The 24,866-nt window shown below is 56.8% G+C and carries 19 protein-coding genes; 10 read left to right on the forward strand and 9 right to left on the reverse strand.

Features of this window, described 5'->3' with window-relative positions; all coding sequences use genetic code 11:
* The first annotated feature begins 78 nt into the window (after positions 1-78).
* Together AFK67_RS01965 and AFK67_RS01970 are read left to right on the forward strand one after the other, a co-directional pair.
* Positions 79-1,533, forward strand: a complete 1,455-nt coding sequence (locus tag AFK67_RS01965) for an NAD-dependent succinate-semialdehyde dehydrogenase (RefSeq protein WP_007714690.1) — start codon at positions 79-81, stop codon at positions 1,531-1,533.
* Between the two features lie 45 nt (positions 1,534-1,578).
* Entirely contained in the window at positions 1,579-1,851 is a 273-nt protein-coding gene (locus AFK67_RS01970; RefSeq protein ID WP_038884919.1) for a barstar family protein, read from the forward strand.
* 70 nt (positions 1,852-1,921) lie between these two features.
* On the opposite strand, the gene yhcN (AFK67_RS01975) is transcribed toward AFK67_RS01970, so the two are convergent.
* From yhcN (AFK67_RS01975) to argR, 3 genes are all read right to left on the reverse strand, one after another.
* Positions 1,922-2,188 carry a peroxide/acid stress response protein YhcN gene (yhcN, locus tag AFK67_RS01975; protein WP_007714709.1) on the reverse strand — a complete coding sequence of 89 codons (267 nt, stop codon included), beginning with the start codon at positions 2,186-2,188 and terminating at the stop codon, positions 1,922-1,924.
* Positions 2,189-2,304: 116 nt separating this feature from the next.
* Positions 2,305-2,568 carry a peroxide/acid stress response protein YhcN gene (yhcN, locus tag AFK67_RS01980; RefSeq protein WP_032966689.1) on the reverse strand — a complete coding sequence of 88 codons (264 nt, stop codon included), beginning with the start codon at positions 2,566-2,568 and terminating at the stop codon, positions 2,305-2,307.
* A 363-nt stretch (positions 2,569-2,931) separates the two neighbouring features.
* A complete protein-coding gene (gene argR / locus AFK67_RS01985; RefSeq protein ID WP_004385120.1) occupies positions 2,932-3,402 on the reverse strand; it encodes a transcriptional regulator ArgR in 471 nt (156 codons plus the stop codon).
* Positions 3,403-3,837: 435 nt separating this feature from the next.
* Between argR and mdh the strand changes: the two genes are divergently transcribed.
* A complete protein-coding gene (gene mdh, locus AFK67_RS01990) occupies positions 3,838-4,776 on the forward strand; it encodes a malate dehydrogenase (protein WP_007714720.1) in 939 nt (312 codons plus the stop codon).
* A gap of 60 nt (positions 4,777-4,836) precedes the next feature.
* On the opposite strand, the gene degS is transcribed toward mdh, so the two are convergent.
* From degS to zapG, 3 genes are all read right to left on the reverse strand, one after another.
* Positions 4,837-5,904 (reverse strand): outer membrane-stress sensor serine endopeptidase DegS, encoded by a 1,068-nt coding sequence (degS, locus tag AFK67_RS01995; RefSeq protein ID WP_007714723.1) that lies wholly within the window; start codon positions 5,902-5,904, stop codon positions 4,837-4,839.
* Between the two features lie 90 nt (positions 5,905-5,994).
* Entirely contained in the window at positions 5,995-7,362 is a 1,368-nt protein-coding gene (degQ, locus tag AFK67_RS02000) for a serine endoprotease DegQ (protein WP_007714725.1), read from the reverse strand.
* Positions 7,363-7,536: 174 nt separating this feature from the next.
* Entirely contained in the window at positions 7,537-7,935 is a 399-nt protein-coding gene (gene zapG / locus AFK67_RS02005; protein WP_004385113.1) for a Z-ring associated protein ZapG, read from the reverse strand.
* 203 nt (positions 7,936-8,138) lie between these two features.
* Here zapG and zapE point away from each other — a divergent pair, with 203 nt between their 5' ends.
* From zapE to sspB, 5 genes are all read left to right on the forward strand, one after another.
* A complete protein-coding gene (zapE, locus tag AFK67_RS02010; RefSeq protein WP_007714728.1) occupies positions 8,139-9,269 on the forward strand; it encodes a cell division protein ZapE in 1,131 nt (376 codons plus the stop codon).
* 250 nt (positions 9,270-9,519) lie between these two features.
* Positions 9,520-9,948, forward strand: coding sequence for a 50S ribosomal protein L13 (gene rplM, locus AFK67_RS02015; protein ID WP_002437467.1), 429 nt, complete (start codon positions 9,520-9,522; stop codon positions 9,946-9,948).
* A gap of 14 nt (positions 9,949-9,962) precedes the next feature.
* Entirely contained in the window at positions 9,963-10,355 is a 393-nt protein-coding gene (gene rpsI, locus AFK67_RS02020) for a 30S ribosomal protein S9 (RefSeq protein WP_000829818.1), read from the forward strand.
* A gap of 312 nt (positions 10,356-10,667) precedes the next feature.
* On the forward strand, positions 10,668-11,309 hold the full coding sequence (gene sspA, locus AFK67_RS02025; RefSeq protein ID WP_007714734.1) for a stringent starvation protein SspA: 642 nt from the start codon (positions 10,668-10,670) through the stop codon (positions 11,307-11,309).
* A 5-nt stretch (positions 11,310-11,314) separates the two neighbouring features.
* A complete protein-coding gene (sspB, locus tag AFK67_RS02030; protein WP_007714736.1) occupies positions 11,315-11,806 on the forward strand; it encodes a ClpXP protease specificity-enhancing factor in 492 nt (163 codons plus the stop codon).
* Between the two features lie 99 nt (positions 11,807-11,905).
* Here sspB and AFK67_RS02035 read toward each other — a convergent pair whose 3' ends face one another.
* The 3 genes from AFK67_RS02035 to gltB all read right to left on the reverse strand — a co-directional run bounded on the left by AFK67_RS02035 (position 11,906) and on the right by gltB (position 20,704).
* The gene (locus AFK67_RS02035) at positions 11,906-14,395 is read right to left on the reverse strand and encodes an autotransporter family protein (protein ID WP_085958816.1); all 2,490 of its coding nucleotides are present in this window, start codon (positions 14,393-14,395) and stop codon (positions 11,906-11,908) included.
* Positions 14,396-14,811: 416 nt separating this feature from the next.
* Positions 14,812-16,230 (reverse strand): glutamate synthase small subunit, encoded by a 1,419-nt coding sequence (locus AFK67_RS02040; RefSeq protein WP_007714738.1) that lies wholly within the window; start codon positions 16,228-16,230, stop codon positions 14,812-14,814.
* Positions 16,231-16,243: 13 nt separating this feature from the next.
* Positions 16,244-20,704: a glutamate synthase large subunit gene (gene gltB / locus AFK67_RS02045; protein ID WP_085958817.1), complete on the reverse strand. Its 4,461-nt coding sequence runs from the start codon at positions 20,702-20,704 to the stop codon at positions 16,244-16,246.
* A 684-nt stretch (positions 20,705-21,388) separates the two neighbouring features.
* On the opposite strand from gltB, the gene AFK67_RS02055 reads away from it, so the two are divergent.
* Positions 21,389-22,324, forward strand: a complete 936-nt coding sequence (locus tag AFK67_RS02055) for a tRNA modification radical SAM protein MnmL/YtqA (RefSeq protein ID WP_007714740.1) — start codon at positions 21,389-21,391, stop codon at positions 22,322-22,324.
* A 111-nt stretch (positions 22,325-22,435) separates the two neighbouring features.
* Complete coding sequence (gene arcB / locus AFK67_RS02060) at positions 22,436-24,775, forward strand: aerobic respiration two-component sensor histidine kinase ArcB (RefSeq protein WP_007714743.1); 2,340 nt, start codon at positions 22,436-22,438, stop codon at positions 24,773-24,775.
* The last annotated feature ends 91 nt before the right edge of the window (positions 24,776-24,866 follow it).

The raw sequence follows: 24,866 nt of genomic DNA on the forward strand, positions 1-24,866 counted from the left end.
AAACCGACGCCCAAAGCGTCGGTTTTTTTATGTCTATACTTACCTCCATCCACGGAATTTCACGTGCAGGAGGGGACAATGACCGCACAACCATTTGCAGGACATGCGTTTTTTAAGACCGGCTATTTTGTTGACGGGAAATGGCAAACCGCGCAGGAAACCTTTGATGTGCGCAATCCGGCGACCGGCGAGGTGATAGCCCAGGTGGCGAAAGCCGGGAAAAAAGAGACCGAGGCCGCCATCGCCGCCGCGAGCCGCGCCTTCCCCGCCTGGCGTGCCAAAACCGCGAAAGAACGTTCTGAAATTCTCTACCGCTGGTATCAGCTGATGCTTGAAAACAAGCGCTGGCTTGGCGAGCTGATGACGAGCGAACAGGGCAAGCCGCTGAAAGAAGCCGAAGGCGAGGTCGAGTACGCGGCGAGTTTTATCCAGTGGTTCGCCGAGCAGGCCAAACGCGCCAACGGCGAAATCATTCCGCCTGCGAAGCCTGGCTCGCGGATCTTTGCGACCCGTGAACCGGTCGGCGTGGTGGCGGCGATCACGCCCTGGAACTTCCCGATGGCGATGCTGACCCGTAAACTCGGCCCGGCGCTGGCCGCAGGCTGTACCGGCGTGATTAAGCCCGCCAATAACACGCCGCTTAGCGCCTTCGCGCTGCTGGCGCTGGCACAGGAGGCTGGCGTGCCGGACGGCGTGCTCAATGCGGTCGCAGGCAACACGTCAGAAATCAGCGACGCCATTATGGCGAGCCCGGAGGTGCGTAAAATTTCGTTTACCGGCTCCACGGCGGTGGGCAAAACGCTAATGCGCAATGCCGCCGAAACGATGAAAAAAGTCTCGATGGAGCTTGGCGGCAACGCGCCGTATATCGTCTTTGACGATGCCGATATCGACGCGGCGGTGAAAGGCGCCATCGCCAATAAATTCCGTAACGCAGGCCAGGTGTGCGTCAGCGTTAACCGTTTCTACATTCAGGAAGGCGTCTACGATCGTTTCGTGAATCAGCTGGCGGAAGCGGTGAAAGCGCTGAAAGTGGGCAACGGCATGGAAGAAGGCGTGATTGTCGGGCCGCTGATTGAACCGTCGGCGGTTGATAAAGTCCGCGAGCATGTGGACGACGCGGTGGCGAAAGGCGCGAAAGTGCTGACGGGCGGCAAAGCGCATGAACTCGGCGGCAATTTCTGGCAGCCGACGGTGCTGATTGACGCGACTGAAGAGATGAAACTCGCGCAGGAAGAGACGTTCGGCCCGCTCGCCGCCTGTTTCAGCTTCAAAACCGAAGAAGAAGTCATCACGCGCGCCAACAACACGCCTTATGGCCTTGCGGCGTACTTTTATACCCAGAATTTGCAGCGCGTGTTCCGCGTCTCGCAGCAGCTGGAAAGCGGCATGATAGGCGTTAACGAATGCGCGGTCTCGACCGAGCTTGCGCCATTCGGCGGCGTCAAGGAGTCCGGCCTCGGGCGCGAAGGTTCCGTGCTGGGGCTGGAAGAGTTTATGGAAGTGAAAACGCTGCATCTGGGCGGGTTATAAGCGTGAGGGCGGCGTCACTGCCGCCTAATGAACGTGGTGGCGACAATGAAAAGCTACAGTTTCGATTTCAGTACCATAGCCGATCAGCATGATTTTTATCAGGCATTTGCCGCGACGTTTGGCGTGACGCCAGAACGCGTCGGGGATCTGGATAGTCTCTGGAAGGTGGTGACGGAAGGTGAGCTGCCGTTGCCGCTGGAGATTGTCTTCCTGCATGTGACGGCGGAGATAAAGCGGCGTTTCGGCGCGCTGATTTTGCTGTTTGATGAAGCAGAAGAGGAGCTGGAAGGTCAGCTCCTCTTCAATATCCGGCAATAACCATACTGCAAACCCTCAAAAAGGCCCCCGCGAAGCAGGGGCAAAAGTCGTCGGAGAAGACGACGAGGGTTTATTTGTACAGTTCTGCCGTGGCGTGCCAGTGATCGCCCTGAGTCAGTTCAGTGATGCGATAGCTGCTGGCGCCTTCTTTTTCCGCTTTCGCGGCCAGCTGCTGGCGGACATCCATCGGCGAGCCGGTCAGCTGCGTCACGGAGACGGAACCCATCGGCTGGAGATTTTGCGCCTGTTGAGCGTTAACTTGTTGTACTGCGGCGCTCGCGCCGAAAGAGAGTACAGAAGCAAGGCCCAGAGCAGCGATGGTCAATGTGGTTTTCATTATCTATTCCTCATGCAGGTGTCTTCAGCGGCCTTAATGGTTAACGTACGGTTTTTATCGGGCCGCTGAGAGGTATTACGGGTAGTGCGCGTTAGCGTGTCTGACGGTAATAACGCTTATTTATAAAGCTCAGCAGTGGCGTGCCAGTGATCGCCGGTGCGGGCTTCGATAACACGATAAGCCGTCGCGCCTTTCGCTTCTGCTTTTTCATTCAGCATCTGACGGAGATCCATCGGTGCGCCGCTGATAGCGTCAACGGAAACGGTGCCGATTGACTGGCGGTTCTGCGCCTGATCTGCGCTGATAGAGTCGGCTGCGAAAGCGCCGAAGGACAGCATAGAGAGAAGTGTCAGAGCTGTTACAGTAGATGTGGTTTTCATGTTCTTTTCCTCGTCGTAATTGTTATTGGTGGGGTCTTATTGTGTGACCCTCATCACAAAATCAAGTATACACTAATCACCCAAAAAATTAATACGATGCTAATGATTTCCTATGAAACTTTTCGCCTTCAGCGCGCGTTTTTATTACCGATCGTTATAAAAATAGGCATAAAAAGACGGTTTTGCAGTTAATATGATTAATAATCAACGAGTTGTCGCAATTTGATAATTTGTGCGGTTTTTAAGCCGAACGGCGGGTGTTAGCGTTAAAACCAGGCGGATTACGCTGGATGCGTCATTAAAAGAAGAGGAAATGCGGAGTAAAACGCGTGACCGCCGGCAGAACCGGCGGCAACGCAGGACTTAAAGTTCCTGCTCGAAGAGCACCAGAATGGCTTCGTAGAGATCTTTTACCGTAAAGCCACGCGCGGGCGTGGTGAAAATGGTGTCATCACCCGCAATCGTGCCCAGGATGCCTTCGGCCTTGCCGAGAGAATCCAGCAGGCGCGCAATAAGCTGCGCGGCGCCAGGGCTTGTGTGAATGACCACCACGGCGTCGTTGTAGTCGATATCCAGCACCAGGTTTTTCAGCGGGCTGGAAGTGGTAGGCACGCCAAGCTCAACCGGCAGGCAGTAGACCATCTCCATTTTGGCGTTGCGCGTACGCACGGCGCCAAACTTGGTTAACATGCGGGAGACTTTGGACTGGTTGATGTTTTCGAAACCCTGATCCTGGAGCGCCTGGACGATTTCGCCCTGGGAACTGAACTTCTCTTCTTTTAGTAACGCCTTGAAGGCTTTGACTAATTCTTCTTGTTTTGCGGAGCTACGCATATATCACCCGTATACAGGCCAATAAACAACATTATTATGCATTGTGATGAATTTTTATGCAAATGGTCTGCCTTGCGGCGGGCTGAAATAATGTTATGAAAGAGACGAATTTTATCAAATTACGTTATCGAGGAACATGCCTGCGTCACGACTCGCAAATAAGCCTTTAAGTAAACTAAATGTTATCAAAATGATGTTGTTTTGATGCTTAAAGAGGGTGTAATGTAACCGCCTGTTGAGATGTTGCTTCGGTAGTGACCCGGCGGCAACCGCGTCGTCTGCACCCGGCGAGAAGGCCACATCGCTTTCAGTTAAAGCGCGCTACGATCGCAAACTGCGGGCGAAAACAGTGCTATAACTTCCTCCCAGGATGATTATGGTCGCCACCTCATGGAGTAACGGCACACAATTGCTAACCATAATAAGGAGTTTAGGATGAAAGTTGCAGTCCTCGGCGCGGCGGGCGGTATCGGCCAGGCGCTTGCCCTTCTACTCAAGACCCAGCTGCCTTCAGGTTCAGAACTCTCTCTGTATGACATTGCACCGGTTACCCCTGGGGTGGCGGTGGATTTAAGTCATATCCCTACCGACGTGAAAATAAAAGGTTTCTCCGGCGAAGACGCCACCCCGGCGCTGCAAGGCGCAGATGTGGTGCTGATCTCCGCAGGCGTTGCTCGTAAACCAGGTATGGACCGTTCCGATCTGTTCAACGTGAACGCCGGGATCGTGAAAAACTTGATCCAGCAGGTTGCGACGACCTGCCCGAAAGCGTGTATCGGCATCATCACTAACCCGGTAAACACCACGGTGGCTATCGCGGCGGAAGTGCTGAAAAAAGCGGGCGTGTACGACAAGAACAAACTGTTCGGCGTGACCACGCTTGATATCATCCGCTCCAACACCTTTGTGGCGGAACTGAAAGGTAAAAAACCGGCTGAGCTGGACGTGCCGGTTATCGGCGGCCACTCTGGCGTGACCATTCTGCCGCTGCTCTCCCAGATCCCGGGCGTGAGCTTCACCGAGCAGGAAGTGGCTGATCTGACCAAACGCATCCAGAATGCGGGCACCGAAGTGGTGGAAGCGAAGGCGGGCGGGGGCTCTGCGACCCTCTCTATGGGCCAGGCGGCCGCGCGTTTCGGTCTGTCGCTGGTGCGTGCGCTGCAGGGCGAGCAGGGCGTAGTGGAATGCGCCTACGTGGAAGGCGACGGCGAATACGCGCGTTTCTTCTCACAGCCGCTGCTGCTGGGTAAAAACGGTATTGAAGAGCGTAAATCCATTGGCGCGCTGAGCGCGTATGAACAGCAGTCGCTGGAAGGCATGCTGGATACGCTGAAAAAAGATATCGCCCTGGGCGAAGAGTTCGTTAACAAGTAAGCGCTGACGAACGAAAAAAACCGGAACTCAGGTTCCGGTTTTTTTATGCCTGCGCGCCCGCTATTCCGGGGTTGCCGGGTATTCCTGAATCGTCACCTGGATGGTGAGCTTGCGATCGTTTCGCATCACTTCCACTGGGATAACCGATCCCGGACGGATTTCCGCCACCTGGTCCATCGTTTCCAGAGCGGAGATCGCGGGCTTGTGGTTCACCGACACAATCACGTCGTTCACCTGAACGCCCGCGCGCGCCGCCGGGCCGTCCGGTGCCACATCATTAACCACAATCCCCTGAATCTGATCGATACCCGCCGCAGGCGTATGCATCGGCGTGATTTCACGGCCGCTGATGCCGATGTAGCCGCGGATCACGCGCCCGTCGCGGATCAGTTTTTCCATGATGCGCGTGGCAAGCTGGGTCGGGATAGCGAAACCGATGCCTTCCGGCGTTTCACCGTCGTTGCTCTTATCAAAGGAGAGCGTGTTGATGCCCATCAGTTCGCCCAGCGAATTCACCAGCGCGCCGCCGGAGTTGCCGTGGTTGATGGAGGCGTCGGTTTGCAGGAAGTTCTGACGACCTGAAGGGTTAAGGCCGATGCGCCCGGTCGCGCTGATAATCCCCTGGGTGATGGTCTGCCCGAGGTTGTAAGGGTTGCCTATCGCCATCACCACATCGCCGATGTGCGGCATACGCTGCGGATTAATAGGGATAACCGGCAGGGCGGTGGCGTTGATTTTCAGCACCGCGAGGTCGGTCAGGCTGTCGGAGCCGACCAGCAGCGCCTCGAACACGCGGCCATCCTGTAACGCCACGATTATCTGGTCGGCGTCGTTAATCACATGTTTGTTGGTCAGAATATAGCCGCGCTGATCCATGATAACGCCGGAGCCGAGCGTGCGGATTTCGAGCTGGCTGCGGTTGCTGCCGCCAAGGCTGCGGTTATAAACATTCACGACCGCGGGCGCAGCACGACGCACCGCCCGGTTATAGCTCACGGGCGCTTCATCGTTGCTGTCCAGACGCGGCTGCAACAGCGGATTATACGGGCGCAGGGAAGGCACAAGCGTCAGCAGCAGCGCTGCGACGATCAATCCCGCCATTACCGAGCGTAAAAGCTTCAGAAACATGTGTATGAGATAAGTAGCCAGGGGACGGGCGCAGCATACCATGAGTTAAACGGACATCACACGGGGCGTGATGTCCGTTATCTCAGTTTATTAACGCAGCAGTAAATAGAGGCTGTCGTTGCCGCGAACAATGTGCAGGGCGACGATAGCAGGCTTGCTGGCCAGCAGCTTGCGCATTTCAGCAATCGTGCTGACGCGCTCGCGGTTGACGCCCACAATCACATCATCTTTATGCAGGCCCGCCTGCGCGGCCGCGCTGCCTTTCTCGACGTTATCAATAGTAATGCCTTTGGTACCGTCTTTAAGCTGACCGTCGCTCAGCGTCGCCCCTTGTAAGGCGGGCGCAATGATATCGGCGCTGGCGGAAGACGACGTGCTCTTATCGAGCGTCACTTCCACCTCCTGCGCTTTGCCATCACGCAGCAGGCCAAGCTTCACTTTGGTGCCAGGCTCAGTGGTGGCGATGCGCGAGCGCAGCTCCGCGAAGCTGTTGAGCGGACGGCCATTGAGGCTGACAATCACATCGCCTGCTTTAATGCCCGCTTTGGCGGAGCCGGAATTCGGCAGCACTTCACTGACAAACGCGCCGCGCTGCGTGTTGAGGTTAAAGGCTTTGGCGATATCGGCGCTCATCTCCGTGCCCTTGATGCCAAGCAGGCCGCGTTTCACCTCGCCGGACTGCATCAGCTGTTTTGCGAGCGTCTGGGCCATATTGGCGGGGATGGCAAAGCCGATACCGACGCTGCCGCCGCCCGGCGCGAGAATGGCGGTATTAATGCCGATAAGCTCGCCGTTGAGGTTCAGCAGCGCGCCGCCGGAGTTACCGCGGTTGATGGAGGCATCGGTCTGAATGAAGTTCTCAAAGCCTTCCAGATTCAACCCGCTGCGCCCGAGCGCCGACACGATGCCGGAAGTGGCGGTCTGGCCGAGCCCAAACGGGTTGCCGACGGCCACCACGAAATCCCCGACGCGCAGTTTGTCAGAATCCGCCACCTGGATTTGCGTCAGGTTACTGGCGTTTTGCAGCTGGATCAGCGCGATATCGCTCTGGTCATCGCCGCCGATCAGTTTGGCCTCAAACTCGCGACCATCGTTTAACTGCACGCTGATTTTCTCGGCGTGATTAATCACGTGATTGTTGGTGAGCACATAGCCTTTCGCGGCATCAATAATGACGCCGGAGCCGAGCCCTTCAAACGGCTGCGCCTGCTGTTCAGGCATCGATTCGCCGAAGTACTTTTTCAGCTCTTCCGGCACGCGCTGCTCCTGCACGGCGGTGCCTTGCACCTGTACGCTGACGACCGCAGGCAGCACTTTTTCCAGCATCGGCGCGAGGCTTGGGACCGCAGGCTGGCCCGGCACCTGCGAGGGCAGCGCGGCGAATACCGGCGCGGCGACCGGAAGAGATAAACCGAGACTTAACGCTAACGTACTTAACAGCAGGGTTTGTTTTTTCATGAACGCAGCTCTCGCAACCTGGTTATAAACCGTAACCTGAAAAGACGGATATTATTGAATTCTCAATGTTGTAACAATGCTGTCATCGGGACGGCAGCGCTCAGAATAAGCATAGTCAGCGCTGAAAGAAAAGCGGGCGCGACAGGCGCCCGACGGTAAGGATTTTACAGCGGATCAGTTGCGCTTCGCGCCAGTGCGCAGCAGGCCGGACGCGCTGTCAGAATAGTCGCGCGGCATCTGTACCGGCGCCTGATCGTTACTGGCTTCCGATTCTGCAAGGCGGTTGCGGAATGGGTTGGTTTCAGCGGACATTTCCGGCAGCAGGCTGCTTGAGCTCTTCGCCATGTGCTGATAGAGCTGACGATAGTCATGCGCCATGTTATCCAGCAGTTCGGCGCTGCGGGCGAAGTGGCTGACCAGTTCTTCGCGGTAGTCGTCAAGCTCCGCTTTGTTTTTCTCAAGCTCGTATTGCAGAGCCTGCTGTTGACGTAATTTGCGGTTACCGAAACGCATAGCGACGGCGCCGATAATGATGCCGACGACTAACCCAATAAGCGCATATTCCCAGGTCATGAACATCTCCCGTTGTCTTGTGATTCCGTAGGGTGGTAACGGCGAGGCTTGGCTTCTCGTCTGCGTGCCGTCGACCGGTGAACCCACTATAACCGCTAATTCAGGAGAAGTGGAATCCTGGAGCGGCATGGCGTAGTGTAGAGCGGCCTTTTTTTGGCCAAATCACGCTGTGGCGAACCGTTTTCAGGAAGTAATAATAATATATGCAGAGCCTCTCTCCGACATCGCGCTACCAACAGGCCCTGAACGAGGGCACCCATCAGCCGGACGACGTCCAGCATGAAGCGGTAAATCGTCTGAATCTTATCTGGCAGGCGCTTTCGCAAAAATCCGCCGGGCCCGAACCCGCGCGCGGCGGCCTGCTGACGAAAGTCGGCAGGCTGTTCGGCAAACGCGACGAAAGCCCGCAGACGCCGCCGGTACGCGGCTTATATATGTGGGGCGGCGTCGGGCGCGGCAAAACCTGGCTGATGGATCTTTTCTTTCATAGCCTGCCGGGCGAGCGCAAACTCCGCCTGCACTTTCACCGCTTTATGTTACGCGTGCATGAAGAGCTCGCCGCGCTGCAGGGCCAGGCCGATCCGCTGGAAGTCGTCGCCGACGGCTTTAAAGCGCAGGCCGACGTTATCTGCTTCGATGAGTTCTTTGTCTCTGATATCACCGACGCCATGCTGCTGGGCGGCCTGATGCAGGCGCTGTTCGCGCGTGGCATTACGCTGGTGGCGACCTCCAATATTCCGCCTGACGAACTCTATCGCAATGGCCTGCAGCGCACGCGCTTTCTGCCCGCTATCGAGGCGATTAAAACGCACTGCGACGTAATGAACGTCGATGCGGGTATCGATTACCGTCTGCGCACGCTGACGCAGGCGCACCTGTGGCTGTCGCCGCGCGATGAAGCGACAGCGCAGCAGATGGATAAACTCTGGCAGGCGCTGGCGGGCGCGCCGCGTCGTGAGGCGCCGTCGCTTGAGATTAACCATCGCCCGCTCCCAACGCTTGGCGTGGAGAACCAGACGCTCGCGGCGTCGTTCGCTACGTTGTGTGTCGATGCACGCAGCCAACATGATTACATCGCGCTGTCGCGCCAGTTCCACACGGTGCTGCTGTTTGACGTTCCTGTGATGACCACGTCCACGGAGAACGCGGCGCGGCGCTTTATCGCGCTGGTGGATGAGTTTTATGAACGCCAGGTGAAGCTGGTGGTGTCGGCGGATGCGCCGCTGGAAAGCATCTATCAGGGCGAACAGCTGGCGTTTGAATTCAGGCGCTGCCTGTCGCGTTTGCAGGAGATGCAGAGCGAAGAATACCTTAAACGCCCCCACTTGCCGTGAAGCCGGGTCGCTCCTTTGCACCCGGAGGAGCGAATCCTGTGACTTTACGCATAAAAGGGGTCGATCTTTATACTCGACTTCTCTATAATCTTGCGACCCCACGTTACAAGAAAGTTTTTTTCCCGAAACTTTTGTGTGCCGAAAACATATCCGAGGGGGTAGGTTTGCGGACTTTGTCGTGTGAACCTCAACTCAATTTAAGCGTTTGGGTGTTCGCCAACGTGTAACTCTATATTTGGGTAAGCTTTTAATGAAAACTTTTACAGCTAAACCAGAAACCGTAAAACGCGACTGGTATGTTGTTGACGCGACCGGTAAAACTCTGGGCCGTCTGGCTACCGAACTGGCTCGTCGCCTGCGCGGTAAGCACAAAGCGGAATACACTCCGCACGTTGATACCGGTGACTACATCATCGTTCTGAACGCAGAAAAAGTTGCTGTAACCGGCAACAAGCGTTCTGACAAAATGTACTACCACCACACTGGCCACATCGGTGGTATCAAAGAAGCGACCTTTGAAGAGATGATTGCCCGCCGTCCTGAGCGCGTAATTGAAATCGCGGTTAAAGGCATGCTGCCGAAAGGCCCTCTGGGCCGTGCTATGTACCGTAAACTGAAAGTTTACGCGGGCAACGAGCACAACCACGCGGCGCAGCAACCGCAAGTTCTGGACATCTAATCGGGATTATGGCAATGGCTGAAAATCAATACTACGGCACTGGTCGCCGCAAAAGCTCCGCCGCTCGTGTGTTTATCAAACCGGGCAACGGTAAAATCGTTATCAACCAGCGTTCTCTGGAACAGTACTTCGGTCGCGAAACTGCCCGCATGGTAGTTCGCCAGCCGCTGGAACTGGTCGACATGGTTGAGAAACTGGATCTGTACATCACTGTTAAAGGTGGTGGTATCTCTGGTCAGGCTGGTGCGATCCGTCACGGTATCACCCGCGCTCTGATGGAGTACGATGAGTCTCTGCGTTCTGAACTGCGTAAAGCTGGCTTCGTTACTCGTGACGCTCGTCAGGTTGAACGTAAGAAAGTCGGCCTGCGTAAAGCACGTCGTCGTCCGCAGTTCTCCAAACGTTAATATTTTTCTGCTTTTGCAGAATCGTATTGGCGAAAAACCCGGCATACAGCCGGGTTTTTTTATGCCCGGAATTTTTATCTGTCCCTAATCTACTGAAATCCCGTCCATTTACGGCAAACGGCTAAAACCTCTCACCACAAGCTGCGCAAAATCTGGTAAACTATCATCCAATTTTGTGCCCAAATGCTGGTAACTGTTCACGTTTTGTTCGTTTTGCAGACGGAAGTAAGTTCGGCACGGAAGGGTAATCGATAAGGCCGGCCGTGTTTGCGGCTGGTAGCAGTAACTTTCTGAATATACCTGGAGGTTTTCATGGCTGTCGCTGCCAACAAACGTTCGGTAATGACGCTGTTTTCTGGTCCTACTGATATCTACAGCCATCAGGTCCGCATTGTGCTGGCTGAAAAGGGTGTCAGCTTTGAAATTGAGCATGTGGAAACGGATAACCTGCCGCAGGATCTGATTGACCTCAACCCAAATCAAAGCGTGCCGACGCTGGTAGACCGTGAACTGACTCTGTGGGAGTCGCGCATCATTATGGAATATCTTGATGAGCGTTTCCCGCACCCGCCGTTAATGCCGGTTTATCCGGTCGCTCGCGGTGAAAGCCGCCTGTACATGCACCGTATCGAGAAAGACTGGTACACGCTGATGAACGTTATCGTCAGTGGTTCTGCCCAGGAAGCCGATGCCGCGCGTAAACAGCTGCGCGAAGAGCTGCTGGCTATCGCGCCCGTGTTTGGTCAGAAGCCCTATTTCCTGAGCGATGAGTTCAGCCTGGTAGACTGCTACCTGGCGCCGCTGCTGTGGCGTCTGCCGCAACTGGGCGTTGAATTCAGCGGCGCGGGCGCGAAAGAGCTTAAAGGCTACATGACTCGCGTGTTTGAGCGTGATTCGTTCCTTGCTTCGCTGACCGAAGCCGAGCGCGAAATCCGCCTGCAAACCCGGGGCTAAACCTTATGGATATGTCTCAGCTCTCTCCACGTCGTCCTTATCTGTTGCGTGCCTTTTATGAATGGCTGCTGGATAACCAGCTGACGCCGCACCTGGTCGTGGATGTGACGCTGCCGGGCGTGCTGGTGCCGATGGAGTACGCGCGTGACGGGCAAATCGTCCTGAATATCGCGCCGCGCGCGGTCGGCAATCTGGAACTGGCGAATGATGAAGTGCGCTTCAACGCCCGTTTCGGCGGCGTACCGCGTCAGGTCACCGTACCGCTGGCCGCCGTGCTGGCGGTTTATGCCCGTGAAAATGGCGCCGGTACGATGTTCGAGCCAGAGGCCGCTTATGATGAAGCGATGGCGAGCCTGAACGACGAGAACAGCGCTGAAGAGCCGGAAACCGTAATGTCCGTGATTGATGGCGATAAGCCTGACGATGCGGAAGATAATGGCCCGGATGACGAGCCGCCGCCGCGTGGCGGACGTCCTGCGTTGCGCGTAGTGAAGTAATCGCGTCTGCGCACAGTAAAAAGCCGGTATGTTTGCGCATACCGGCTTTTTTTGTGTCTAACCGCCCCGAAAGGCGGTTGGGATATCATCTCCGCTCTGTTACCAGCGGTAGTTCACCAGCATGTGGCCGGAGTAGGCGTTGTAGGAGTTATCGCCCCATTCGCTGCTGACACGGAATGACACGGTCGTCGCGTCGTTCATTTTGCCGCTCACGCCGGTCTCAAGCTGGAAACGGTTAGACGGCACGTTAGAATCCAGCGTCTCGTTGTTGAAACTGAGATCGCTCATGCCGTTACCGATAAGCCAGTTCACTGCGCCATAAGGCTGCCAGGCCTCCACCGCTTTCTGATCCACATAGCTCGCCTTGAGGCCGACACGGCCCAGCACGGCGTCATTATCCGGCGTACCGACGCGGGTGCCGTTATATTCGACGTGATAATCCTGATCCAGATTGCTGTAAATCACCTGGCCCTGTGGTTCGAACTTCATGGTGCGCGCTTTCTCTGACGGCACGAGCCAGGCGTGACCCAGCTCCAGCGAGGCGGCGTAGCCCTGGCTGTCATATTTCTCGCCCGGCATGTCGTCGCCGTTCACCTGGCTGTTATACCAGCTGTAGGAGGCCCAGCTGTCGACATAGCTGCCAAGACGCAGCTTCTCGTCTTCCTGCCAGGTGGCGTAAACACCGAGGTTGTAGCCATTGACGCGGCCATCTGCCGAGCGCGTGTTATGACGCGCATCCGCAGTGGTGTCGCTGTAGCCTGCGCCGAGCATAAAGCCGCTGTGCAGCGTGCCGGTTGAGAGGTTTTTACTCAGCACGTCGCTACCCAGCTGCACCACGGCGGAGCGAATCTTGTATTTCAGATTGCTGTCGGCGAAGTTGCCGTCGTTGTACTCGCCTTTCACATACATCCAGGTATTCAGATCGTCGGCGTCGCGCAGCATCAGCTGATCGCGGTCGTCGCGCTTATGGATGAACATCTGCTGCGCGGCCAGGTAGTTGGCCATATAGACGCCGGCTTCCGGGCGGTAGACTTCCGGTGCAGGCGTATCGCCGCCGTTATCGTCACCACCATTGTCATCCGGGTCTGGCGTCGGATCGGGCGTCGGGTCCGGAGTGTCGCTGGCTTTCGATTCCAGATACCAGTTGCCATCGTCATGCTGATAAAGGTCGTATTCCCACATCCCGGCCACGACCGGTTTATCCAGCGTGAAGGTGGCATCAGACGCGCCGCCCACGCTGATAAGCTCAATGCCGTTTATCGTCTGCGCGCCCTGGCCGCCGATATTAGCGACGTCCAGCGCAGAGCTGCCCGCGCTGTTGCCGGTAATGGCGAGGTGATCGGTAGGAGAATCATCCAGGCCCGCCTCGGTATTCATGACGATACGGCTGCCCGCGTCGCCGGTATAGTTACCGTCAATGGTGAACGCATTACCGACGTTGTTGCCGCCCGCGATCTGCAGCGTGCCCTGGTTGGTGACATCGCCGGTGATCGTGTTGCCGGACGCAGGCGTTGTGGCGTTTTCATTGCCGCTTACCGCGTTCCAGGAAGCCAGCACGCCGCCTGCGGCGATAACCACGTTACTGTTTACCGTGCCCGCGGAAGTAAACGTGGCGCCATCGTTGATATTGATATTTCCTGTGCCGCCGTCAGGCCCGATCGTGCCGTTTTCAGCGAGCATCGTCGTGCCGCCGTTAAGCGTGGTATCGCCGCTGTAGCGGTTATTGCCGCTCAGCGTCAGGGTGCTGGTGTTCTCTTTCACCAGATTGCCGGAGCCGGAAATATCGCCCGCGAAGGTGTAATCTGCCGCCTGGTTGAATACCAGCGTACCGTTATTGGTGACGTTGCCCTGGAGCGACGCGTTATCGCCGCTGCCGGTACCGATTTGCAGCGTGGCGTCAGCATCGATGAGCGATGCGCCGGTATTTGTCACCTCGCCGCCGAGCGTCAGTTTGCCCGTCTTCACGATAAGGCTGTCGCCTTGACCTGTCAGATCGATATCGCCGGTCAGCGTCCATTCGCTGCCATCCATCGTCAGCGATTTAAAACCGTCGCCTTTATCTGCGCCAATAAAATTGCTGTCTTCGCTGCCGCTGTCGTTAAGGGTAATTGTATTATTCGCGGAGCCTTTCGTGATCACATCGCCCTGCAGACTCGAGCCCGCTTTCAGCACCAGCGCGTTATTACCGCCGCTTTCAAAAGAGATCGCATAATCGCTGCCGGAGATAGTGCCGGTATTAATGATGGTGACGTTATCGCCATTCAGAACGTCAATGGCGGTCCCGGCGCTGGTGATGTCGCCTTTATTTTCCAGCGTCATCATGGCTGATGACTGACTGGAAATATCAATCACCATTGCGTTGCCGTTATCGTTTTTAATGGTGCCGTTATTGATAATCGAGGTAATGCTTTTGCCTTTAACCATCGCGCTTGGATCGCTGGTGGTAGACGACATCGTTACGCCATCGGCAATCACATACTCTTTGTCACCGCTAAAGATATAGGTGTCTTCAGTATCTTCATCGATATTGGTGACGGCATACGAGAGCGAAGGGGTGAAGAGCACCATGGCAGGAAAGACGCCTGCCATGAGGGTTGCAATTCTGTTTTTCCTGAATAATTTAGAAGCATTCATAATTACGTCCAATATAATAATGCGTTAAATAAGGGGGCGGCGTCGCCGCAGCTTATTTCATTGCTCGCGCAAATAACATGCTTTCCAAAAGATGCAGAATTTATAAATATAAAATATCTATGAATTTGGCGGTCCGGTTTCAGACGGGGGGGGAAATGATTGATTTGGTAAATAACGTGCGGAATATCTGAGGAAACACGCGGACTATAAAGGAGATTCTGGCCGATTCAGAACCAAAGACGTTATAGAGAACAAAATCGCTCAGTCCGCTGAATAGTCTTTTTTCGGAAAGAAAAAATGTTGATTTATTAATTAACAAAATAAAAAAGGGAGGCGCGAGGCCTCCCTTAGCGCGCGTATGAGCGCCCGGCTCAGACTTCGAGATAATTCATAATGCCGTCTGCGGCTTTACGGCCCTCAGCGATAGCGGTCACCACCAGATCCGAGCCGCGCACGATATCGCCGCCAGCAAAGATTTTCGGGTTACTGGTCTGGAAGGCGTTGTCGTTACCTTCCGGCGCAATCACGCGGCCCTGGGAATCGAGCTCAACGCTGTGCTGCGCCAGCCACTCCATGCTGTGCGGACGGAAGCCGAACGCCATTACCACGGCATCGGCAGGCAGAACATGTTCAGAGCCCGGCACGATTTCCGCGCGACGACGGCCTTTCTCATCGGGCTCGCCCATCTGCGTGCGCGCCATTTTCACGCCGCACACTTTGCCGCTGGCGTTGATCTCAACGCCGAGCGGTTGCACGTTGAACTGGAACTCCACGCCTTCTTCACGCGCGTTTTTCACTTCACGACGCGAGCCCGGCATGTTCTCTTCATCACGACGATAGGCGCAGATAACGTGGGTCGCGCCCTGGCGTACCGAGGTACGCACGCAGTCCATCGCGGTGTCGCCGCCGCCCAGCACGACGACACGCTTGTCCGCCATGCTGATAAACGGCTGCTGCGCGTCTTCCTCAAAGCCCATGATCTGACGAGTATTGGCGATAAGAAACGGCAGCGCTTCATACACGCCCGGCGCGTCTTCGTTCTCCAGCCCGCCACGCATCGACTGATAAGTGCCGACGCCGAGGAACACCGCATCATAGTCCTGCAACAGCGCGTCCATCTGAACGTCACGGCCCACTTCGGTATTGAGCTGGAACTCAATGCCCATGCCAGTGAAAATTTCACGGCGGCGGGTCATCACCTCTTTTTCCAGCTTAAAGGCCGGAATGCCGAACGTCAGCAGGCCGCCGATTTCCGGGTTACGATCGAACACGACAGCCTTCACGCCGTTGCGCGTCAGCACGTCGGCGCACGCGAGGCCCGCCGGACCCGCGCCAATAATCGCGACGCGTTTGCCGGTCGGCTTCACGCCGGAGAGGTCGGGCCGCCAGCCCATTTCAAACGCTTTATCATTGATATAGCGCTCGATATTGCCGATGGTCACCGCGCCGAATTCATCATTCAGCGTGCAGGAGCCTTCGCACAGCCTGTCCTGCGGGCAGACGCGGCCGCAGACTTCCGGCAGCGTGTTGGTCTGGTGAGAAAGCTCCGCGGCTTCGAAAATGCGCCCCTCGTTGGCAAGTTTCAGCCAGTTGGGGATGTAGTTATGGACCGGACATTTCCATTCACAGTAAGGGTTGCCGCACGACAGGCAGCGGTCTGCCTGCGCTTTGGCCTGGCCTTCTGAAAAGGGCTCATAAATTTCCACAAACTCAATTTTACGGATCTTAAGCGGCTTTTTTGGCGGATCAACGCGCTGTAAGTCGATAAATTGGTAAACGTTCTGACTCATCAATCGTGACCTCTTACTGCGCCTGCACCCGCAGCTCGGCTGCGGAACGACTACGGTGACCCAACAATGCTTTGACATCACTGGACTTCGGTTTAACCAGCGCGAACTTTGAGGAGAACGCCGGCCAGTTTGCCAGGATCTCTTCGCCGCGATGCGAACCGGTCTGCTGAACATGCTCGGTGATAAGCCCGCGCAGATGTTCTTCGTGAATCGCTAATTCGTCGACACTCAGCACTTCCACCAGCTCCGGGTTGACGCGCTTGCGGAATTCGCCGTCTTCATCCAGCACGTAGGCGAAACCGCCCGTCATGCCCGCGCCGAAGTTGACGCCGGTTTTGCCGAGAATGCAGACGATGCCGCCGGTCATGTATTCACAGCCGTTATCACCGATGCCTTCCACGACCGTGATGGCGCCGGAGTTACGCACCGCGAAACGCTCGCCCGCGCGGCCTGCGGCGTAGAGACGGCCGCCCGTCGCGCCATACAGGCAGGTGTTGCCGATAATGCTCGCGTCATAGCTCTTGAATGATGACCCTACCGGCGGGCGAATGGCGAGCAGACCGCCAGCCATGCCTTTGCCGACGTAGTCATTGGCGTCGCCCGTCAGATGCAGCTCTACGCCGCCCGCATTCCAGACGCCGAAGCTCTGGCCTGCCGTGCCGGTGAAGTACGCTTTAATCGGGTCGGACGCGAGGCCCTGATCGCCATGCGACTGCGCGATATACCCCGACAGCAGCGCGCCTACGGAGCGGTCGGTGTTGCGGATATCAAACCAGAACGTTTTGCTCTGGCGGCTTTCCACATAAGGCTTCGCCTGCGCCAGCAGCTGCGCGTTCAGATCGCCTTTATCAAACGGCGGGTTGCTCTCGGTGCAGTAGACCGCTTTACCAGGATGCGGCTCGGCGGTTTCCAGCAGTTTCGCCAGATCCAGCTTTTGCTGCTTCGCCGTAAAGCCTTCCAGCTCTTTGAGCAGGTCGGTGCGGCCAATCAAGTCCACCAGGCGCGTTACGCCAAGCTGCGCCATCAGTTCACGCGTTTCACGGGCGATGAATTCAAAGTAGTTCGTCACTTTGAACGGCAGACCGTGATAGTGGTTTTTACGCAGTTTGTCATCCTGGGTCGCGACGCCGGTCGCGCAGTTGTTCAGATGGCAAATACGCAGGTATTTACAGCCGAGCGCCACCATTGGACCTGTGCCAAAGCCGAAGCTTTCCGCGCCGAGGATGGCCGCTTTGATGATATCAAGGCCGGTTTTCAGGCCGCCGTCCACCTGGAGGCGAATCTTATGACGCAGACCGTTCGCCACCAGCGCCTGCTGGGTTTCCACCAGACCAAGCTCCCACGGACAGCCCGCGTATTTCACGGAGGAGAGCGGGCTTGCGCCCGTGCCGCCGTCATAACCGGCAATAGTGATGAGGTCCGCATACGCTTTCGCGACGCCGGTGGCGATGGTGCCAACGCCCGGCTCGGACACCAGCTTCACGGAGATCATCGCCTTCGGGTTGACCTGTTTTAAGTCGAAAATCAGCTGCGCCAGATCTTCAATCGAGTAGATATCATGGTGCGGCGGCGGGGAGATAAGCGTCACGCCCGGCACCGAATAACGCAGGCGCGCGATGTACGGCGTGACTTTATCGCCAGGCAGCTGGCCGCCTTCGCCAGGTTTCGCGCCCTGGGCCACTTTAATCTGAATCACGTCGGCGTTCACCAGATACGCCGGCGTGACGCCGAAGCGGCCAGAGGCCACCTGTTTAATGCGCGAGACTTTATTGGTGCCGTAGCGCGCCGGATCTTCGCCGCCTTCGCCGGAGTTCGAGAAACCGCCGAGGCTGTTCATCGCCTCCGCCAGCGACTCGTGCGCCTCCGGGCTCAGCGCGCCGATAGACATCGCCGCGGTATCAAAGCGTTTGAACAGTTCGCTCGCCGGTTCGACATCCTCCACACGTACCGCGTCCGCCTGCGGGTTCAGCGCCAGCAGGTCGCGCAGCGTCGCCGCCGGGCGTTCGTTTACCAGTTTCGCGTACTGTTGATAGTCGCTGTAGTCGCCGCTCTGCACTGCCTGCTGAAGCGTGCGCACCACATCCGGGTTATAGGCGTGGTATTCGCCGCCGTGCACATATTTCAGCAGTCCGCCCTGGGTAAGCGGCTTGCGGGCAAGCCAGGCGCGTTTCGACAGGTTTTGCAGATCCTGCTCGAAATCCGCGAAGCCCGCGCCGCCGATACGGCTGACCACGCCCTGGAAGCAGAGCTCAGAGACATCACGATGCAGGCCGACGGCTTCAAACAGTTTGGAGCAGCGGTAAGACGCAATCGTCGAAATGCCCATTTTGGACATGATCTTGTACAGCCCTTTGTTGATGCCGTTGCGGTAGTTCAGCATCACGCTGCGGTAATCTTTTTCGATAGCGCCGGTATCGACCAGTTTCGCCAGCGTTTCGTAGGCGAGGTACGGGTAGATGGCGGTCGCGCCGAAGCCGAGCAGTACGGCGAAGTGGTGCGGGTCGCGGGCGCTGGCGGTTTCTACGATGATGTTGGCATCGCAGCGCAGGCTTTGTTCCACCAGACGCGTCTGGATAGCGCCGACGGCCATCGGCGCGGGCACTGGCAGGCGGTCTTTGGCGATATTGCGATCCGAGAGTACCAGCAGCACGGTGCCATTTCGTACCATCTGCTCCGCTTTATCGCACAGCGCTTTCACGGTCTCTTCGAGCGTCGTCTGCGCCGGTTCGAAGGTAATATCGAGCGTATCGGCGCGATAGTGCTCTTCTTCAAGTGTGGTGAGCTGTTTAAAGTCGGAGTAGAGCAGGATCGGCGATTTAAAGCTCAGGCGGTGCGCCTGGCCTTCGGCTTCGCAGAAAACGTTCATCTCGCGACCAATGCTGGTGGCAAGCGACATCACGTGCGCTTCGCGCAGCGGATCGATAGGCGGGTTAGTCACCTGGGCGAACTGCTGGCGGAAATAATCATAGATAATGCGTGGCTGGCTGGAGAGCACGGCGAATGGCGTATCGTCGCCCATCGAGCCCACCGCTTCCTGGCCGTTTTCACCCAGCACGCGGATAACGGCGTCCAGCTCTTCGTTACTGTAGAAGAACTGTTTCTGATAGCTTTCCAGCAGTGCGTCGTCCATCTCACGCTGGCCGACCTGATCGTCTGGCAAATCTTCAAACGGCACCAGGCGACGGACGTTTTTCTCCATCCACTCTTTATACGGGTGGCGGCTCTTGAGATCGTTGTCGGTTTCCGCCGAGTGCAGAATGCGCCCGCCGCGGGTATCGATAACCATCAGCTCGCCAGGCCCGACGCGGCCTTTTTCCACCACTTCGTCAGGCTGATAATCCCAGATGCCGACTTCAGAGGCGCAGGTGATGAGCTTATCTTTGGTAATGACATAGCGCGCCGGACGCAGGCCGTTGCGGTCGAGGTTACAGGCGGCAAAGCGCCCATCGGACATCACGATGCCCGCCGGGCCGTCCCACGGCTCCATATGCATGGAGTTAAAATCGAAGAAGCTGCGCAGGTCCGGGTCCATCTCCGGGTTGTTCTGCCAGGCTGGCGGCACCAGTAAACGCATAGCGCGCACGATATCCATCCCGCCCGCCAGCAGCAGCTCCAGCATGTTATCCATGGAGCTGGAGTCAGAGCCGGTTTCGTTGACGAACGGCGCGGCGTCGTGCAAATCAGGGATAAGCGGCGTCTGGAATTTATAGGTACGCGCGCGGGCCCACTGGCGGTTACCGGTAATGGTGTTGATTTCGCCGTTGTGCGCCAGGTAGCGGAACGGTTGCGCCAGCGGCCAGCGCGGCACGGTGTTCGTGGAGAAGCGCTGGTGGAAGAGGCAGATGGCCGATTCCAGACGCAGGTCCGCCAGGTCCAGGTAGAAGCGCGGCAGATCCGCCGGCATACACAGACCTTTATAGATATTGACCAGGTTCGAGAGGCTACAGACGTAGAACTCTTTATCTTCAATCAGACGTTTTTCAATGCGACGGCGCGCGATAAACAGGCGGCGCTCCATATCGCGTGGACGCCAGCCTGCCGGGGCATTCACGAAAATCTGTTCAATGCGCGGCATGGACGAGAGCGCTATTTCACCCAGCACGCCTTCGTTGGTCGGCACCACGCGCCAGCCCACGTTAGACAGGGTTTCCCGCTGTAACTCTTCTTCCACAATACGGCGCGCGGCGCTGGCTTTCTCAAGGTCCTGATTCAGGAACAGCATGCCAACGGCATAGTTCTTGGCTAAACGCCAGCCGAGCTCTTCGGCGACCATGCGGAAAAAGCGATCCGGTTTTTGCAGCAGCAGGCCGCAACCGTCGCCGGTTTTACCATCTGCGAGGATAGCGCCGCGGTGCTGCATGCGCGCCAGCGCATGGATCGCGGTACGCACGACCTTGTGGCTAGGTTCGCCTTCTATGTGGGCGATCAGGCCGAAACCACAGTTATCCCTCTCAAGAGATTTATCGTACAACATATCAGTGAACCTCCCCAGGCTCTGCGGGACTCCCTCCTGTACCGATGGCGCGCGGGCGCAAAAAGGGTGTGGCGACAGGGTATTGCGCGTCATACGCACACCTTGCGTGTCGCCCTCCAGATATCCTTTTTCATCGGTACATCGTCGTTGAGGACTTACTTAAGAGGGAATCTCATTTACTGCATAAATATGATGAGCAGAACGCCCATCGAGAAAGCTTCCAGCGAAATTCCAACTTATCGGGAATCCGCACACAGGTCAAATGTCATTCTTATTTATTCAAAACTGTGCTAAAGAACACTCATCTATTTGAATGCAAAGTAAATTTAACCCTTTTTACATTGCCTTTTTCGGGTGATAAGCGGCGGTGATGTGTGATCTGACTCACTATAAGAAAGCGGCTATATATAGATAGCGCGCTGTTATTGCTTTTTAAAGCAGCACAATCTGTTGCTTATGGCCTACAAGCCGCATAAACGCTCTGTTTTTTCCGGTCCGTCATAATCCTTAAATAATCGCTGCGATCATAAGGAAAAGTAATTAGTGTTCTGATGACTAAAACGGCGTTTATGCTGAATGATTATTCATTAGATAAAAGCTGGCCGGGGCGCTTGATCCAGGTCATCGCCGAAAAGAGAGAAAAATGGCAGGCTGACGCCCTTTGGCTGGGCGGCTTTTCAGATTATGCAGTTACAAAAATTAGTCAATATGTTTGGCGGCGACCTGATGCGTCGTTACGGGCAAAAAGTTCATAAACTCTCGTTGCATGGCGGCTTCAGTTGCCCCAACCGCGACGGCACGCTCGGACGCGGCGGCTGCACCTTCTGTAATGTCGCCTCGTTCGCCGATGAAGCCCAGCAGCATCTCTCTATTGCCCAACAGCTGGCGCAGCAGGCCGTGCGGGTGGATCGCGCGCGGCGCTATCTCGCCTATTTTCAGGCTTACACCAGCACCTTTGCAGAAGTTAACGTCCTGCGGGGGATGTATCAGCAGGCGATAAGCCAGGCGGATATCGTTGGGCTGTGCGTCGGCACCCGGCCCGACTGCGTGCCGGAGAGCGTGCTTGATCTGCTGGCGGGCTACCGTGAACAGGAGTATGAAGTCTGGCTGGAGCTGGGGCTGCAAAGCGCGCAGGATAAAACCCTGCGCCGCATCAACCGCGGGCACGACTTCGCCTGTTATCAGGCTACCGCGCGCCGGGCGCGGGCGAGGGGGCTTAAGGTGTGCACGCATCTTATCGTCGGTTTACCGGGCGAGACCGCTACCGACGCGCTGACCTCGCTTGAGCGCGTCGCGGAGACCGGCGTGGACGGCATCAAACTGCATCCGCTGCATATCGTCGAAGGCAGCATTATGGCGAAAGCCTGGCGGGCGGGGCGGCTTACGGGTATCGCGCTTGAGGAGTACGCCGCGACGGCCGGGGAGATGATTCGCCATACGCCGCCTGAGATAATCTACCATCGTATCTCCGCCAGCGCCCGCCGCCCGACGCTGCTGGCCCCGCTATGGTGCGAAAATCGCTGGACCGGCATGGTGGAGATTGACCGCTATCTCAACCAGTATGGCGTTCAGGGTTCGGCGCTCGGACGCCCCTGGTCTGGCGTGCCTGACGTCCCGTAAGCGCTGCTTTTTTGGCCACCCGCCTTTTTACCCCGCACTTTTTTGCCTGAATTGCCGCCTCAGGGGCGGATTTAGGTATTATTGAACGGAATATCAGTACAGGAATCCTTTATGAAACAGATCCGCATGCTGGCGCAGTATTACGTTGATTTACTTGTAAAGCTTGGCCTGGTGCGCTTTTCGCTGCTGCTGGCCCTTGCGCTGGTGGTGCTGGCGATGGCGGTGCAAATGGCCGTGACGATGGTGCTGCACGGCCAGGTCGAGAGCATCGACGTTATCCGGTCGATTTTCTTTGGTCTGTTGATTACGCCCTGGGCGGTCTATTTCCTGTCGGTGGTGGTGGAACAGCTTGAGGAGTCGCGTCAGCGGCTCTCTAAACTGGTCGATAAGCTCGAAGAGATGCGCGAGCGCGACCTGAAGCTCAATGTTCAGCTCAAGGACAACATCGCCCAGCTCAATCAGGAAATTGCCGATCGCGAAAAAGCGGAAGCCGAGCGTCAGCATATGCTGGAGCAGCTGAAAGTGGAGATGAAAGAGCGCGAAGTGACGCAAATCCAGCTGGAGCAGCAATCTTCCTTCCTGCGCTCGTTTCTCGACGCCTCGCCGGATCTGGTGTTCTACCGCAATGAAGACAAAGAATTTTCCGGCTGCAACCGCGCCATGGAATTGCTCACCGGCAAAAGCGAAAAGCAACTCATTGGCCTGAAACCGCATGAAGTTTATGCACCCGAAGCGGCGGAAAAGGTGCTGGAGACCGACGAAAAAGTCTTCCGCCATAACGTCTCGCTGACCTACGAGCAGTGGCTCGACTATCCGGACGGGCGCAAAGCCTGTTTTGAGATCCGCAAGGTGCCGTATTACGACCGCGTGGGCAAACGTCACGGGCTGATGGGCTTCGGGCGCGATATCACCGAGCGTAAGCGCTATCAGGACGCGCTGGAGCGCGCCAGCCGCGACAAAACCACGTTTATCTCCACCATCAGCCATGAGCTGCGCACGCCGCTTAATGGCATCGTGGGCCTGAGCCGCATTCTGCTGGACACCGAGCTGAGCGCCGAGCAGGAAAAATACCTGAAGACGATCCACGTTTCTGCCGTGACGCTCGGCAATATTTTCAACGATATTATCGACATGGATAAAATCGAGCGGCGCAAAGTGCAGCTCGACAATCAGCCTGTCGATTTCACCAGCTTCCTGGCGGACCTGGAAAACCTCTCCGGCCTGCAGGCGCAGCAGAAAGGGCTGCGCTTTGTGATGGAGCCGGTACGACCGGTGCCGCATAAAGTGCTGACCGACGGCACGCGTCTTCGCCAGATCCTCTGGAACCTCATCAGCAACGCCGTGAAATTCACCCAGCAGGGGCAGGTGGCGGTGCGCGTCAGCTATAACGAAAATGAGCAGCTACGCTTTGAGGTGGAAGATTCCGGGATCGGCATCCCGCAGGAGGAGCAGGATAAGATCTTCGCCATGTATTACCAGGTGAAAGACAGCCAGGGCGGCAAACCGGCGACCGGCACCGGGATTGGCCTGGCGGTGTCGCGCCGCCTTGCGAAAAGCATGGGCGGAGATATCACGGTATCCAGCAAGCCAGGCCAGGGCTCGACGTTTGTGCTGACGGTGCAGGCGCCGCGCGTGGCGGAAGAAGTGGAAGACACGCTGACCGACGACGAAATGCCGCTGCCGGCGCTGCATGTGCTGCTGGTGGAAGACATTGAGCTGAACGTGATTGTCGCAAGCTCGGTGCTGGAAAAACTCGGCTGTAGCGTCGAGGTGGCGATGACGGGCAACGCGGCGCTGGAGATGTTCAGCCCCGGCGAATTCGACCTGGTGCTGCTCGATATCCAGCTCCCGGACATGACCGGCCTTGATATCTCACGCGAACTGCACCGCCGCTACACTCGCGACGCGCTGCCGCCGCTGGTGGCGCTGACGGCCAACGTGCTGAAAGATAAAAAAGAGTATCTGGAAGCGGGAATGGACGATGTGCTGAGCAAGCCGCTGGCGGTGCCGGCCCTGACCGCGACCATTAAAAAGTTCTGGGATACGCAACCTGACGACGAGGAGCATGACGTGACGACAAGCGATGACGGCAAGCAGGAGGCGCTGCTGGATCTCCCGATGCTGGAGCAATATCTGCAACTGGTTGGCCCGAAGCTCATCACCGATGGCCTGGCGATGTTCGAAAAGATGATGCCGGGCTACCTGAGCGTTCTGGAATCTAACCTCACCGCGCGCGATCAAAAGGGCATCGTGGAAGAGGGGCATAAAATCAAAGGCGCCGCTGGCGCGGTAGGGCTGCGTCATTTGCAGCAGCTGGCGCAGAAAATCCAGTCGCCCGATCTGCCGGCGTGGTGGGATAACGTTGGTGAATGGATTGAAGAGCTGAAGCAGGAGTGGCCGCACGACGTTGAGGCGCTGAAAGCGTGGGTTGCCGGTGCCGGAAAAAAATGACCCCGGCTATACCGGGGTGCGCGAATACTGCGCCAACACCAGGGAAATCGTGGCCTCGCCATTGATTAATGATGTTGATCTTTTTAACTAC

The sequence above is a fragment of the Cronobacter dublinensis subsp. dublinensis LMG 23823 genome (assembly GCF_001277235.1).
GTDB classification, from domain to species: domain Bacteria; phylum Pseudomonadota; class Gammaproteobacteria; order Enterobacterales; family Enterobacteriaceae; genus Cronobacter; species Cronobacter dublinensis.

Excerpts from the sequence above, each read along its gene's own strand:
- degS (WP_007714723.1), bottom strand. The coding sequence starts at position 5,904 with ATGTTTCTGAAGCTTTTACGCTCGGTAATGGCGGGATTGATCGTCGCA.
- yhcN (WP_007714709.1), bottom strand. The coding sequence starts at position 2,188 with ATGAAAACCACATTGACCATCGCTGCTCTGGGCCTTGCTTCTGTACTC.
- gltB (WP_085958817.1), bottom strand. The coding sequence starts at position 20,704 with ATGTTGTACGATAAATCTCTTGAGAGGGATAACTGTGGTTTCGGCCTG.
- AFK67_RS02040 (WP_007714738.1), bottom strand. The coding sequence starts at position 16,230 with ATGAGTCAGAACGTTTACCAATTTATCGACTTACAGCGCGTTGATCCG.
- mdh (WP_007714720.1), top strand. The coding sequence starts at position 3,838 with ATGAAAGTTGCAGTCCTCGGCGCGGCGGGCGGTATCGGCCAGGCGCTT.
- arcB (WP_007714743.1), top strand. The coding sequence starts at position 22,436 with ATGAAACAGATCCGCATGCTGGCGCAGTATTACGTTGATTTACTTGTA.
- AFK67_RS02035 (WP_085958816.1), bottom strand. The coding sequence starts at position 14,395 with ATGGCAGGCGTCTTTCCTGCCATGGTGCTCTTCACCCCTTCGCTCTCG.
- zapG (WP_004385113.1), bottom strand. The coding sequence starts at position 7,935 with ATGACCTGGGAATATGCGCTTATTGGGTTAGTCGTCGGCATCATTATC.
- AFK67_RS02055 (WP_007714740.1), top strand. The coding sequence starts at position 21,389 with ATGCAGTTACAAAAATTAGTCAATATGTTTGGCGGCGACCTGATGCGT.
- rpsI (WP_000829818.1), top strand. The coding sequence starts at position 9,963 with ATGGCTGAAAATCAATACTACGGCACTGGTCGCCGCAAAAGCTCCGCC.
- yhcN (WP_032966689.1), bottom strand. The coding sequence starts at position 2,568 with ATGAAAACCACATCTACTGTAACAGCTCTGACACTTCTCTCTATGCTG.
- sspB (WP_007714736.1), top strand. The coding sequence starts at position 11,315 with ATGGATATGTCTCAGCTCTCTCCACGTCGTCCTTATCTGTTGCGTGCC.
- AFK67_RS01970 (WP_038884919.1), top strand. The coding sequence starts at position 1,579 with ATGAAAAGCTACAGTTTCGATTTCAGTACCATAGCCGATCAGCATGAT.
- degQ (WP_007714725.1), bottom strand. The coding sequence starts at position 7,362 with ATGAAAAAACAAACCCTGCTGTTAAGTACGTTAGCGTTAAGTCTCGGT.
- zapE (WP_007714728.1), top strand. The coding sequence starts at position 8,139 with ATGCAGAGCCTCTCTCCGACATCGCGCTACCAACAGGCCCTGAACGAG.
- argR (WP_004385120.1), bottom strand. The coding sequence starts at position 3,402 with ATGCGTAGCTCCGCAAAACAAGAAGAATTAGTCAAAGCCTTCAAGGCG.
- rplM (WP_002437467.1), top strand. The coding sequence starts at position 9,520 with ATGAAAACTTTTACAGCTAAACCAGAAACCGTAAAACGCGACTGGTAT.
- AFK67_RS01965 (WP_007714690.1), top strand. The coding sequence starts at position 79 with ATGACCGCACAACCATTTGCAGGACATGCGTTTTTTAAGACCGGCTAT.
- sspA (WP_007714734.1), top strand. The coding sequence starts at position 10,668 with ATGGCTGTCGCTGCCAACAAACGTTCGGTAATGACGCTGTTTTCTGGT.